The sequence below is a fragment of the Patulibacter minatonensis DSM 18081 genome (assembly GCF_000519325.1).
Taxonomy (GTDB): domain Bacteria; phylum Actinomycetota; class Thermoleophilia; order Solirubrobacterales; family Solirubrobacteraceae; genus Patulibacter; species Patulibacter minatonensis.
The window spans coordinates 1,296,221-1,309,367 of the sequence record NZ_KI912613.1 but is presented as its reverse complement, the minus strand read 5'-3'; the positions used below and the strand labels follow the sequence as shown (position 1 = coordinate 1,309,367).

Annotated in this window: 10 protein-coding genes; 4 read left to right on the top strand and 6 right to left on the bottom strand. The window is 76.1% G+C overall.

Features of this window, described 5'->3' with window-relative positions; translation table 11 throughout:
• Positions 1-1,738: LuxR family transcriptional regulator (locus PATMI_RS38150; protein ID WP_036725324.1), on the top strand; the 1,738-nt coding region annotated here is incomplete at its 5' end.
• A gap of 4 nt (positions 1,739-1,742) precedes the next feature.
• Here the strand turns inward: PATMI_RS38150 and PATMI_RS27795 are convergent.
• The gene (locus PATMI_RS27795; protein ID WP_036725321.1) at positions 1,743-2,612 is read right to left on the bottom strand and encodes a helix-turn-helix transcriptional regulator; all 870 of its coding nucleotides are present in this window, start codon (positions 2,610-2,612) and stop codon (positions 1,743-1,745) included.
• Positions 2,613-2,742: 130 nt separating this feature from the next.
• Between PATMI_RS27795 and PATMI_RS0105980 the strand changes: the two genes are divergently transcribed.
• The 3 genes from PATMI_RS0105980 to PATMI_RS0105970 all read left to right on the top strand — a co-directional run bounded on the left by PATMI_RS0105980 (position 2,743) and on the right by PATMI_RS0105970 (position 6,349).
• Positions 2,743-3,762, top strand: coding sequence for an alcohol dehydrogenase (locus PATMI_RS0105980; RefSeq protein ID WP_026910224.1), 1,020 nt, complete (start codon positions 2,743-2,745; stop codon positions 3,760-3,762).
• Positions 3,763-3,815: 53 nt separating this feature from the next.
• Positions 3,816-4,511: an alpha/beta fold hydrolase gene (locus tag PATMI_RS0105975; protein WP_026910223.1), complete on the top strand. Its 696-nt coding sequence runs from the start codon at positions 3,816-3,818 to the stop codon at positions 4,509-4,511.
• A gap of 173 nt (positions 4,512-4,684) precedes the next feature.
• A complete protein-coding gene (locus tag PATMI_RS0105970) occupies positions 4,685-6,349 on the top strand; it encodes an FAD-dependent monooxygenase (protein WP_026910222.1) in 1,665 nt (554 codons plus the stop codon).
• A gap of 20 nt (positions 6,350-6,369) precedes the next feature.
• Here PATMI_RS0105970 and PATMI_RS0105965 read toward each other — a convergent pair whose 3' ends face one another.
• The 5 genes from PATMI_RS0105965 to PATMI_RS0105945 all read right to left on the bottom strand — a co-directional run.
• Positions 6,370-8,262 (bottom strand): hypothetical protein, encoded by a 1,893-nt coding sequence (locus PATMI_RS0105965; RefSeq protein WP_026910221.1) that lies wholly within the window; start codon positions 8,260-8,262, stop codon positions 6,370-6,372.
• The gene (locus PATMI_RS0105960; protein ID WP_026910220.1) at positions 8,259-9,797 is read right to left on the bottom strand and encodes an O-antigen ligase family protein; all 1,539 of its coding nucleotides are present in this window, start codon (positions 9,795-9,797) and stop codon (positions 8,259-8,261) included. The genes PATMI_RS0105965 and PATMI_RS0105960 overlap by 4 nt, the downstream gene beginning before the upstream one ends.
• Positions 9,776-11,677 (bottom strand): FlgD immunoglobulin-like domain containing protein, encoded by a 1,902-nt coding sequence (locus tag PATMI_RS0105955; protein WP_026910219.1) that lies wholly within the window; start codon positions 11,675-11,677, stop codon positions 9,776-9,778. The genes PATMI_RS0105960 and PATMI_RS0105955 overlap by 22 nt, the downstream gene beginning before the upstream one ends.
• Positions 11,674-12,216: a histidine phosphatase family protein gene (locus PATMI_RS27790; RefSeq protein ID WP_051471116.1), complete on the bottom strand. Its 543-nt coding sequence runs from the start codon at positions 12,214-12,216 to the stop codon at positions 11,674-11,676. Before PATMI_RS27790 ends, PATMI_RS0105955 begins: the two co-directional genes overlap by 4 nt.
• Positions 12,217-12,337: 121 nt before the next feature.
• A partial coding sequence (locus tag PATMI_RS0105945) for a LytR C-terminal domain-containing protein (protein ID WP_026910218.1) occupies positions 12,338-13,147 on the bottom strand: 810 nt, incomplete at its 5' end.

Genomic DNA, 13,147 nt, shown 5'->3' with positions numbered 1-13,147 from the left:
GGCGCTGGCCGACGCCGTCCCCGGGCGCGCGCGAGCGTGGCACCGGGCGGCGGCGACGACCCACCCCGACGCCGACGTCGCCGACGCGCTGGAGGAGCTCGCCGCCGACGCGCGCTCCCGCGGCGCGCCGGGCGTCGCGGCCCGGGCGCTCGAGCGCGCCGCGGACCTCTCCGTCGACGACGCCGCACGCGGCCGGCGGACGCTGGCCGCCGCCGTCGCCGCCGGGCACGCGAGCCGCCCCGCGTGGGCGCTCCGGCTCGTCGACGGGCTGCTCGAGGAGACCGACGACCCCGCGCTCCGGGCGCAGGCGGTCGAGCAGCGCGGCACCGCCCTCCTGCAGGAGGGGCGCCCGCGCGAGGCCGCGTCCGTCTTCGAGGGCGAGGCCCGCCGCGCGCAGGAGACCGAGCCGTTCCGGGCCGCGCTGCTCCTGATCCGCGCCGGCGCGGCGCTCCTGGCCAGCGGCTCCGTCGCCCGGTTGGCCGAGCTCGCCCGCGACGCGGCGGCGCTCCTGCCACCCGACGCCCAGGCGGTGCCGGGCATCATGGAGGCGCTGGCCCTGACCGCGACCGGCCGCCACGACCGCGCACGCGAGCTGCTCCGCGCCGCCAAGCCGGTCCTCGACCACCTCGACCCGTGCGGCGAGGGCCACGAGATCCTGTCGATCACCGCGTTCGGTCTCACGTGGCTGGAGGAGCTCGACGACGCCGACGCGCTGCTCTGGCGCTGCGTGACCGCGGCCCGCGAGGCCGGGGCCGTCGGGCCGCTCGCGCTGCCGCTCGCCACGCGCGGCCCGCTCGACCTGCGGCTCGGGGCGTGGGACCGCGCGCTCGAGCACGCCGAGGAGGTGATCGGACTCGCCGACGCCACCGACAGCGGCTTCGCCGTCGCGCTGGCCTGCGCGACCGCCGCCTGGGTCCACGCGGTCCGCGGCGACGAGGAGCTCGCCCGCACCTACGCCGAGCGGTCCGCCGCCGTCGGCGCCCGGCACGACCTCGGACAGGTCGACGCGTACTCGTCGTCTGCGCTCGGCCTGCTGCACCTCTCCGCGGGCCGTCCGACCGACGCCGCGACGCACCTCGAGCGCAGCCACCGCCGCAGCGCGAACCAGGGCACCACCGACCCGGGCTTCGTCGCGACCGCACCGGACCTCGTCGAGGCGCTCCTCGCCGACGGGCGCACCGACCGCGCCGAGCGGGTCGCGGCGCTCGTCGAGCTCGCGGCCCGCGACGGCGGCGGCCCCTGGGCGCTGGCGGGCGCCGCGCGCGTCCGACTGCTGCTCGCCGACGACGCGGACCTCGACGCCACCGCCGCCGACGCCCTGCAGACCGCCGAGCGGCTGCCGTCCCCGTTCGACGTCGCACGGACGCGCCTGGTGGTCGGCGAGCGCCTCCGCCGTGCCCGCCGGCGCAGCGACGCGCGGGCGCCGCTCGCCCAGGCGGCGGAGGCGTTCCAGGGGATGCGCGCCGTCCCGTGGGAACGCCGTGCCCGGGCCGAGCTCGACGCCTGCGGCGGTCGGCTGCAGGACGCCGGCACCCACGAGCCCGGCGGCGCCGCGGACCTCACCGCCCGCGAGCGCGACGTCTGCGAGCTCGTCGTCGAGGGCCGCACGAACCGCGAGGTCGCCGCCGCCCTGCACCTGTCGCCGCGCACGGTCGAGCACCACCTGCGCCAGGCGTACCGCAAGCTCGGCGTCCGGTCGCGCACGGCGCTGGCGGCGCGGTGGCGGGCGGACGGCTGAGCGCTCAGGTCTCCTGCCGGTCCTGCGCCTCGGCCGACGTCTCCAGCGTCCAGCTCGCCAGCAGCTCCATCGCCTGCGCCGACGTGCTGCGGGGCTCCACCGTGTAGACGAAGAGCGTCTGCTCGGGGTCGTCCGGGAGCGGCAGCGCCTCGTACCCGACGGTCATCTCACCCACGATCGGGTGGTGGTACCGCTTCGTGCCGTGGGTGCGGCGGAGGACGTCGTGGTCGGCCCACCAGCCGGCGAACTCGGGACTCTTGACGCTGAGTTCGCCGACCAGGGCAGAGAGCTCCGGGTCGTCGGGATGGCGCCCGGCGTCCATCCGCAGGTTCGCGACGTTGTCGCGAGCGATGGCCTCCCAGTCCACGTACAGCTCGCGCGCCGCGGGATCGAGGAAGACCCAGCGCGCGTGGTTGCGGTCCTTGACCGGCCGCGCGTCGAAGTCGCACAGGAGCGCGCGGGCCATCCGATTGGTCGCCAGGACGTCGAGCCGCCGACCCAGGACGAACGCCGGAGTCGGCAGGTTCTCGAGCAGCACGAGGACCCCCGGGCGGACCCGCTGGGGTCGCGCCGTCCGCGCCTTGCGCCGCGTCCGGGTGGGCCGCGCCAGGTCGAAGAGGTGCGTGCGCTCGTCGTCGTCGAGCTGCAGCGCTCGCGCGACGGCGTCGAGGACGTCCTCCGACGCACCGGTCGCCCGGCCCTGCTCGAGCCGCACGTAGTAGTCGACGCTGACGCCCGCCAACCGCGCGAGCTCCTCGCGGCGCAGGCCGGGGACGCGCCGCGGACCGTCCCCCGGCGGCAGCCCGACGTCCGCCGGGTCGACCCGCCCGCGCCGGGTGCGGAGGAACTGCCGGAGCTCGTCGTTCGCGGGCATCTCCCCGAGTATGCGCCCCGGACGGCCCGCCGACGACCCCGTGGGTGGGTCTGCGGGACCTACGGTGGCGCGCACCCTCGGTCGCCCCTGCCGCTCCACGTCCGGAGTCCGACCTGATTGCCTGTGCACCATGACGACGACGCGCGCGGTGCAGGTCACGGAGCCCGGGAAGGGCCTCGAGCTCGTGGAGCGGGAGCTCCGGGAGCCGGGTCGGGGCGAGGTCCGCGTCCGGGTGGAGGCCTGCGGGGTCTGCCACTCCGACGCGTTCACGGTCGAGGGCCACATGCCCGGGATCGAGTACCCGCGGGTGCCGGGCCACGAGATCGCCGGCACGATCGAGGCGGTCGGCGAGGGCGTCGACCCGTGGGCGGCCGGCCAGCGCGTCGGCGTCGGCTGGTTCGGCGGGAACTGCGGCCACTGCGACGAGTGTCGTCGCGGCGACCTCATCAGCTGCGAGAACGGCCTGGTCCCCGGCATCGCCTACGACGGCGGCTACGCCGACCACGTGATCGTCCCGCAGTCCGCGCTGGCGTCGATCCCGGACGAGCTCTCCGCGGAGGACGCCGCGCCGCTGCTCTGCGCCGGCATCACGACCTTCAACTCCCTGCGCGAGAGCGGTGCCCGCCCGGGCGACCTCGTCGCGATCCTCGGCATCGGCGGCCTCGGCCACCTCGGCGTGCAGTACGCGCGGCGCATGGGCTTCGAGACCGTCGCGATCGCCCGCGGCACCGACAAGGAGCAGCGCGCGAAGGACCTCGGCGCGCACCACTACATCGACTCGACCGCCGGCGACGTCGCCGAGGCGCTGCAGGCCCTGGGCGGCGCGCAGACCATCCTCGCGACGGTGACCGCCCCCGACGCCATGAGCGCGGCCGTCGGCGGCCTGCGCCCGCGCGGCCGGATGGTCGTCGTCGGCGCCTCGGCCGACCCGATGCAGATCCCGCCGTTCGCCCTGATCCCGGGCTCGACCGGCGTCGTCGGCCATGCGTCGGGCACCTCGAAGGACTCCGAGGACACGATGCGCTTCTCCGCCCTGCAGGACGTCCGCCCGACGATCGAGACCTACCCGCTCGAGCAGGCGGCCGAGGGCTACGCGCGGATGATGAGCGGCGACGCGCGCTTCCGCGTGGTGCTGACCACGGGCGGCTGAAGGTCCATGCGGCCGGGCGCGGTCGTCCGGGCACCGACGGGACGGGGGCACCGATGAGGGTCGTGTTCGTGCACGGGGCGTGCGTCCGGGACGGCGCGTGGTGGTGGCACCCGACGGCGGACCTGCTGGCCGGGCGGGGCGTCGCGAGCGTCGCGCCCGCGCTGCCGAGCTGCGGCGAGACGGGTCTCCCGGTCGACGGGACGGGCCCCGGCCTGGCCGAGGACGTCGCCGCGGTGCGGGACGTCCTGACGGCGACCGACGAGCCGACCGTCGTCGTGGCCCACAGCTACGGCGGGATCGTGACCGCGGAGGCCGCGGCCGGACTCGGCGCCGTCGCGCACCTGCTGCTCGTGTCGAGCTACCTGCCGGAGCCCGGCGAGAGCCTCTCCACGTTCGGGAGCGAGGAGCCCGCGCCGTTCCTCGACGTCGACCCGGAGGGCGGGACCTTCACCGTCCGCCCCGAGCACCTGGCCGGCACGTTCCTCCAGGACTGCGACGCCGGGATCCAGCGAGCGGCGCTGCACCGGACCGCCCGACAGAGCATCGCGGTCCTGGGGCAGCCGGTGCAGGTCGCGGCGTGGCACGACGTGCCCTCGACGTACCTCGTGTGCGCCGACGACCGCGGGACGCCGGCGGCGGCGCAGCGCTCGTTCGCGGGCCGGGCCGGCCGCGTCGTGGAGCTCGACGCCGGGCACCACCCGTTCCTGTCGCAGCCGGCCGCCGTCGCCGATCTGGTGCTCGGCCTCTGAGAGCCGAGCTCCGTCGGCGGGGCCTGCGGCGGTCACCTCACGCCCTCGCAGAGGGGACGGACCCACCCTCTGCCTGTTCCAAGGTATAGCGCAAACGAAAAGCTCATGAGGCGCTGACGGGTCCCCCATACTCGCCGATCGAAGTCGACGACCGACGGATCTGGAGGACGCGTATGGAACCCGACGTGATCATCGTGGGAGGCGGCCCGGCCGGCCTGATGCTGGCCGCGGAGCTGCGACTGGGCGGCGTGCGGCCGCTGGTGCTGGAGCGGAACCCGCAGCTCGGGCACACCCCGAACGCCAACGGCCTGGGCGGGCAGATCATCGAGCTGCTGCGCTACCGCGGGCTCTTCGAGAAGTTCGCCTCGGTGGCCGTCGACGCGGACCCGACGCCGATCTACCCGTTCGGCGGCGTCCACGTCGACCTCACCGGGCTGACCGATCCCCCGCTGACGGGGATCAAGCTCGAGCACCCCTCCGTCGACCGGGTGCTCGAGCTGGACGCCATCGAGCTCGGCGCCGACATCCGGTACGGCCACCGCGTGGTCGGGGTGCAGCAGGACGACGACGGCGTGACGGCCGAGGTCGAGGGCCCGGACGGTCCGGTACGGCTGCGGGCCCGCTTCCTCGTCGGCTGCGACGGCGCCTACAGCCGCATCCGCGACATGGCCGGCATCGCGTTCCCGGGCGTCACGTATCCGGAGGTCAACCGCCTGGCCGAGGTCGCCGTCCACGGGTCGGTGACGGTGCTCGAGAACGGGGACCTCGAGGTTCGGGACGAAGGCGCGGCGGCGGACGGGGGCGCCGCGGCGAGCGGCGACGCCACGCCGGACGGCCCCACGACGACCAGGCGCGTGGCGGCGGGCTTCACGCGCACGGAGCACGGCGTCTTCGCGATGGGCTCGATGAGCCCGGGGACCCTGATGGTCCAGACGATCGAGGACGGCCCGGCCGAGCCCGTGCCGTGGCGCGAGGAGCCGCCGGCCACGATGGAGGACCTCGGCGAGAGCATCCGCCGGGTGCTCGGACACGACGTCCCGCTGGGCGAGCCGCGGCGCCTGTCGCGGTACCAGCACTCCGCCCGGCAGGCCAAGCACTACCGCGCGGGCCGGATCCTCCTCGCGGGCGACGCCGCGCACGTCCTCCCGGCGACCGGCATCGCGCGGAGCGTCGGGATGCTCGACGCGGTGCACCTCGCGTGGCGGCTCGCCGCCGAGATCCACGGGTGGGCGCCCGACGGGCTGCTCGACGGCTACCACGACGAGCGCCACCTGGCGGGGGGCCGCGCGCTGCTCCAGACCCGGGCCCAGGTCGCCCTGCGGCGCGGGCACGACGAGGCCGCGGACGCTCTCCGGGCGGTCTTCCAGGAGCTCCTGCAGGACGAGCAGCCGCAGCGCCGGCTGGCGGCGCTGATCTCCGGGGCGGACGTGCGGTACCCGGAGCCCACGGGCGTGGTGGGCGGGGCGGGCGGTCGAACGGCACCCGGCGGTGCGGGCCACGCGGTCGGGCCGGACGACGACCGCCACCCCCTCGCCGGGAGGTTCGTCCCCGACCTGCCGCTCCGGACCGACGCGGGCCCGACCAGCGTCGGCGCGTACCTCCAGACGGCCCGGCCGGTCCTCCTCGTGCTCGCCGACCGGCCGGAGCTCCTCGAGGTCGCGGAGCCGTGGCGCGAGCGCGTCGACCTCCGCCGCGCCGACACGGACGAACGCCCCGCCGACGCCCTCCTGATCCGCCCCGACGCCCACGTGGCGTGGGCGACGGACGTGGACGCGCCGGCGGACGTCGCGGGGCCGGCCCTCATCCGGGCCCTGGAGCGCTGGTTCGGGCGGCCCTGAGCAGCGCGTGGCACGGACCGTCAGCCGCAGCGCACCGACGCGACGAACGCGCCGGACCGCGCGACCTGCCGGAAGCCCGGGGGTGCCGGCTTCGTCGTGCGGGGGACGCCGTCGGCCTGGGCGTAGCGGCGACGCCACTTGCCGCCGGCGGCGTCCTCGTCGACCGTGATCGCCACGCCGCGCGAGAACGCACCGAGGCGGCGGGCCCGCGGGTCGGAGCGCGCGAGGACCCTCCGGCCCGACACGTCGAGCTGCAGGCGGATCTCGGGGACGAGCCGGTAGGTCGGCAGCGAGATCGGCCCGCAGCGCGCGCCGCGACGGACGGCCGGGTCGTCGATCAGGTCGTGGACGTCGGACCGGGCGTCGGAGAGGAAGCGCAGCTCGGAGCCGAGGTTCTCGACGGAGTCGCGCTTGACGGTCAGGTACGCGCCGACGCCGAGGACCGCTCCCGCCACGACGACGACCGCCCAGGCCGTGCGGATCCGCTGCAGCCGGTCGGGCGCGGGGCCGACGGCGGTCCCGCCGCCCGGCGCCGCCCGGCCCTCGCCCGCACCCGCCGACGGACCCTCCGCCTCGTCCGCGGTGCCCGGCGCCGGCACGCCGACGACCGCCCCGCCCTCGCCCTTCCCCGGCAGCGCCAGCCACCCCGTCGCGGCGAGCGCGGCGAGCACCGTCAGCGCGACGACCGGGACGCTGAGGTAGCGCGGGATCAGCGACAGGCCGCCGACGCCCGCGGCGAGGAACGTCGCGACGCCCGCGAGCAGCAGCGCGACGAGCACCGTCCGGACCCGGCGCGAGGGGGTCCGCAGGCCGACCCGTGCCGCGAGCAGCAGCACCGCCAGACCCGCGAGACCCGCGACGAAGACCGGGGGGCGCGACTGGTCGACGAGCTGCGAAGCGAGGAGGCGCGGGGCCTTCGCCAGGCCACGGTCGCGGCCGAGCTCGTCCGCCAGGGTGCTGGTCGCGCTCAGCGAGTGCGCCGGGTCGCCGGTGACGACGAGGTCCATCAGGGCCCAGAGGACCGGGGCGACCAGGACGACGACCAGGTGGACGCCGCGGCCCGGCACGCGGCGGGCCCGCGGCAGCGCCTCGGAGTCCGCGCGGCCCGGCAGCACGTCCCGCAGCCGCCCCGTCCCGGACACCGACCACGTCCCCGGCAGGGTGCACCAGAGCCAGTGCAGGCCGGCGAGCAGCCAGGCCTCGGGGCGCAGCAGGCCCGCGAGGACGAGCAGCAGCGCCGGGCCCTTCCACGCCCGCGGGCTGCGGAGCGCCCAGGCGCCCGCCCAGGCGACGAGCGCCAGGAACGGCACGTCGAGGTAGCCCTTCGCCGCCAGCAGCCCGAACGCGAAGCTCGACAGGACCAGCAGGCCGGCGACCGCGCCGGTCGCCCGACCGGTCCGCACGGCCCGTTCGGGCGGCGCCACCGCCTCGCCCGCGATCCGACCCAGCCGGACCGTCCCGGCCGCCAGGACCGCCAGCGACAGCGAGCTGACCAGGACGAGGACGCGGTCGCCGCCGTCGCCGAAGAGCGCCACGACCGGGACGCCCAGAGCCACCCACAGCGGGTGCGGCGTCGACGCCGCGTACGCCTCGAAGCCGGGCTTGTGGCCGTCGAGGATCTCGCGCGCCCAGACGAGGTCCAGGACGCTGTCGTAGTTGCCGGCCGACGGGTAGACCGCCCACGCGATCAGCGCCCCGACGATCCCGAGGGCGAGGATCGCCCACTCGATCCCGCGGCCGTACGGGTCGCGCGCGGCGGGCCCGTCGACGCCGTCGGCGATCCACGGGTCGGGTCGGCCGGGGTCCGGCGCGGAAGGAGCGGCCTGCGCGCCGTCCCCGAGGGGTGCGCCGGCCTCCCGGCCGGGCCGTGGAGCGGCGCCCTCGGCCCGACCGTCCGCCGCCCCGTCGGTCACGGCGCCGCGGGGTCCGTCGCGGGGCGGCGGCGCTCGCGCGGCGGGGCCTTCCGCAGTCGCAGCCTCGCCCGGCGGGCCTCACCGCGGACCCGGACGGGGGCCAGCGCGCTGCCGACCGCGAGGAGCACCCAGAGCACGGGGTCCTCCAGGAACGCCGCGTAGCCCATCGTGTGCACGATCAGGGCGATCGTCATCGCCGCGATCGCCGCCCGGGCCGCGGAGTCCTCGGCGTCGCGGACCAGGCGGCGCAGGAGCAGGACGATCAGCACGAGGTACGCGCCGAAGCCGATCAGGCCCTGCTCGGCGGCGATCGTGATCGGGATCGTGTGCGACGCGTCGACGGCCTTGCGCTCGCCCGAGCGCTCGGCGCGCCGGTAGGCGACCGCGAAGCCGCCGGAGCCGACGCCCTCGATCGGGTGGTCCGCCCACAGACCGATCCCGCCGCCGGTCAGGGTGACGCGGCCGGACGTCGCGTCGTCCGCGCCGCCCTCGTCGAGGCCCTTGATGTTCAGGGCGCCCGGGGCGGCGACGACGAAGACCACGCCGACGAGGACGACGGCGACGAGCGACCCGAACGCCTTCCACGGGCCGAAGCGCAGGCCGCCGAGCACGGTGAGCCCGGCCAGCATCGCCAGGAAGCTCGTCTGCGAGTAGGTGGTGATCAGCGCGCCGAGGAGGATCGCGAGCAGGACCCCGGAGATCGCGACGGTCCGACTCGACCGCGTCCACAGCATCCAGGTGGCGATCCCGAGCATCGTCAGCGCCAGGAAGCGCCCGTAGATGTTCGGGTCGAAGAACAGCGAGTTGACGCGGAAGACGTCGTCGATCTGGTTGGACGCGATCACGCGCGGGTTCAGCAGGACGTGGTGCGTCGCGGCCTCGTAGAAGCCGACGCCGGCCAGGACGAGCGCCACCCCGACGACGACGGCGAAGCACTTCGCGGCGAGCTCCATGGTCCACGGCACGGTGCGCAGCACGACGTAGAGCAGCGCGAACGGCACGTAGAAGAACGCGACCTGCTCGACCGCCTTGCTCTGGTCGTCGGACCACAGGCTCTCGACCGCGTAGAGCACGACGAAGAGGAGCAGCGCGAGATCGGCCGCGCCGGGGCGCCGGTCGCCGCCGGGCTCGTCCGGGTCGGCCTGCGCGCGGTCCCAGAGCCACGCGAGCGCTGCTGCGCCGGTGACGAGGTAGAGCGGCAGCAGCAGGTTCACCGGCTGGCCGTCCCCGAGGTCCAGCGGGACGCGGAACGGCAATGCGACCGCGGCCGCGAACGGCACCGCGACCGGCCACCGACGGAACGCCCAGGCGGCGGCGACGACCACGAGGGCCCCGGCCACGATCAGCGCGCCGAGGACCGGCGGGTGGTCGCGCAGGCGCTCGACGGGACCGGCGTCCCACACCTGCGCGGCGAGGATGATCGGTGCGCCGACGAGCGCGATCGCCATGGTGCCGGCGCGCGCGTTCGGCGACCGCAGCCACAGGGCGAGGAACGCCGCGACGGCGACGGTGCTCAGCGCGAGAGTCGTCGCCATGTGCTCTCCATGAGCTCGGAGGTGTCCGGGTCGGTGGCCAGGCGCGACGCGAACGTCGGCAGGCCGGTCCGGATCGCGAACCCGTCGCCGACCTTGATCGCGGCGATGATGACGTGGTCGGCCTTGTCGACCGCCGACGCGACGACGGTGGCGTCCTTCGGGGGCTCCAGCGGCCAGCCGACGGGGTAGCCGTCGAAGCGCCCGTCACCGCCGGTGAACAGGCCGATGTCGTCCTTGTCGTTCTGCAGCGGGCCGTCGAGGCGGACGGAGCCGCGGCTCTCGAGGCCCAGCGCGTTCTCGGACGTGAACGGCCCGGGGGACCGCAGCGTCGCGACCTCCCGGTCCGCGCCGTTCAGCGTGACCGACCGGCGCAGGCTCGACGGGTCGAGGCCGGCGAGGACCCCGCCGCCCTTGACGTAGTCGCGCAGCTGCGTGGCGAGGGCCGGCGTCGTCCAGCGGTGCTCGCCGACGAGCAGGACGCCCTTGTGGCCCTCGATCTTCGGGCCGTCCCCACGGGCGAGCGCCAGGTCGGACGTGACCTCGAAGCGCTTGCGGTGGCGGGCGAGCCACGCGAAGACCGGGGCGGTCCCGGAGTTCAGGCCCTGCGGCAGGCGGCTGAGGACGCGCGGCACGCGGACCCGGGCGTTCGGGCTCTCCTCGGGGCGGTTCAGGGTGTTGACGAGCCCGTCGCCGTCGCTGTCCAGGGGCTCCTGGCCCTGCCACGTGATCGCGGGGACGACGACCAGGACGGGCTGCTCCTGCTTGTCGTTCGAGATCGCGGGGACCTCGACGCGGGTCCCGCCGACGGCGACCGCCAGGCGGTAGAGCGCGCCGCGCTCGGAGCCGGTGCGCATCTTCAGGGTGCTGCTCGTCGAGCTGCCGCGGTCGACGGGCCGACGGGTGCCGACGCGGCGGAGGACCCAGTCGTAGCGCCTGCCGCGCGCGTCCACGAAGAACGTCAGGCGGTGCCCGGCGACGATCGGCCCGGGGTTGACCTGCACGCCGAGGCGGCGCACGATGATCCCGCCGCGCCCGCGGAGCCGGCCGTCGTCCTCGGTGGCGGGGAGGTGCGCCGGGCCGGACCCCGCGCGCGGTCCGCAACCGAGCACGCCGGCGCGATCGCGGACGCAGACCTGGATCACGTAGTTCCCGGGCGGCGCGTCCTTGCCGTCCTCGAGCCTGCCGTCCCAGGTGGCGGTGCCCTTGCGGGCGCGGTGGACCCGCGGGCCGCCCTTGACGTCCGGCAGCTCGGTGCCGGCGGAATCGCGGTCCTCCGGGTCGACGACGACCTTCAGGTCGCGGACGACCTTCGGGTCGCCCGGGCCCATCCGCACCACGCGCGCCGTCGACTCCCAGCCGCGCAACCGCAGGGTGGCGACCAGCGGCTTGCCGTCGACGGTCGGCAGGATCGCCGGGCCCTTCGTCGGCGTGCCGTCCTGCACGACGACGTTCTGGACGCTCGGCCGCGGCTTGTCGGTCCGCAGCTCGAACGACTTGGTCTGGGCGACGATGCTGCGCCCCTCGTCCTCGAGGACGACCTTCAGGCGGTAGCGGCCGTCGGGCGCGACCCGGCCGGCGTCGTCCTTGCCGTCCCAGACGAACCGGTTGTCGCGGTAGGACCGCGTCTGCACGTTCGACGCGAGGGTCCGGACGATCTGCCCGCGGTCGTCGACGATCTGCACGGTGACCGGCTGGCCGCGCTTGACGACGAAGTGGATCGCGAGCTTGTCGCGGTGCCCGTCGCGGTCCGGCGAGAACGCCGACGAGATGCCGATGCGCTGCAGCACGGCCGGCTGGTTCTTCAGGCGCTGGGCGAGGAAGAACGACCCGACGGTCGCGACGACGAGCAGGCCGAAGAGGATCCGGGCGGCGCGCGTCACAGGGCCTCGAGGTGCGTGTTCGCGATGTCCGCGTGCGTGGGCCGGCCGCCCTTGAAGTGGCCGATCAGCAGCCGGATGACGTTGCCGTGGCAGACGAGCAGCGTGACGTCGCCGTCCCGCTCGGCCGTGCGGGCGTCCTCGACGGCCGGGACGATGCGGGCCAGCTGGGCGGCGAACGTCTCGCCGCCCGGGGCGCCGAAGTCGGGCTCCAGGCGGCGGAACGCGTCGTAGGCGCCCTGTCCCTCGGCCGCGATGACGTCGGCGTACGTCCTGTCGGTCCAGTCGCCGGTGTCGGTCTCCGCCAGCCGCGGGTCGACCTCCGGCGCCAGCCCGAGCCGTGACGCGACGATCGCCGCGGTCTCCATCGCCCGGGTCAGGGGGCTCGAGACCATCCGGGTGACGTCCCCGCGCTCGGCGAGCTGCTCGGCCAGGGCGAACGCCTCGGCGCGGCCGTGCGCGTCCAGCGGCACGGGGCCGCGCCCTTGGAAGCGGCCCTCGTCGTTGTACGCGGTGCGTCCGTGTCGGGCGAGCAGGATCATGCGGCGGTCAGTGCTTCGTCGGCCGGCGGGCGGATCCTGCCGCCGACCGGGTCCTCCGGGCGGGGCCGGCGCCCCGCCGCGTGGCCGTGCGCGGTCCCCCGCGCGCGGCGCCTGCGGGACCCTACGGGGTCCCGAGCCCGCCGGTGCCGTCGCCCGACGTCGTGCCACCGGTGCCGGTGCTCGAGCCGTCCTGCGGGGCGAGCTGTCCCGCGCCGGTGCCCGGTGTCGTGGTCGAGCCCGTGCCCCCGGTCGAGCCGGTGCCGGACGTGCTGCCGGTCCCCGTGGTCGAGCCCTGCGACGTGGTGGTGCCGCCCGGGACCTTCGCCGCGTAGTCCTGGCCGATGACGACCGCGACGCGCGCGTTGCCGGCGGCGGCCTGGACGTCCGGGGTCATCTTCAGGACCCGGACGCCGCGGACCGTCTTCTTCACGTACGCCGCGATGTCCTTGGCGGCGTCGCGGTTCTGTCGGTTCTCGGTGGTGCTGCCGTCGGCGCGGTACTGCACCGTCGTGCTCGGCATCGAGGACTGCGCGCCGTTGATCGTGAGCGTCGCGGCCTCGTCCATCGGGAAGCGGAGCGTGTTCTCGATCTTCTCGCTGACGTCGCCCGCGAGCTTGTCGCGGCCCGACGCGTTGAGGACGATCGACGTCATCTCGGTCTTCGGGTAGCGGGGCGCGGTCTTGCGCGTCGTGGTCGGCGTCGCACCGCCCTGCTGCCCGCTCGGCGGCTCGCTCGACGTGTTGTCGCTCCCGCCGCCGATGACGCCCAGCGCGAAGAGCAGCGCCACGAGGACGATCACGCCGACGACGGCGACGCCGATGATCTGGCCGATCGAGCGGTCGGGCCCCTCGGTGCGCTCGCGCTCGCGGGCGGTCGCGGCGGCGCCCGCGGCCGTCGCGGCACGTGGTCCGCCGGCGGTCGAGGCCGCGGC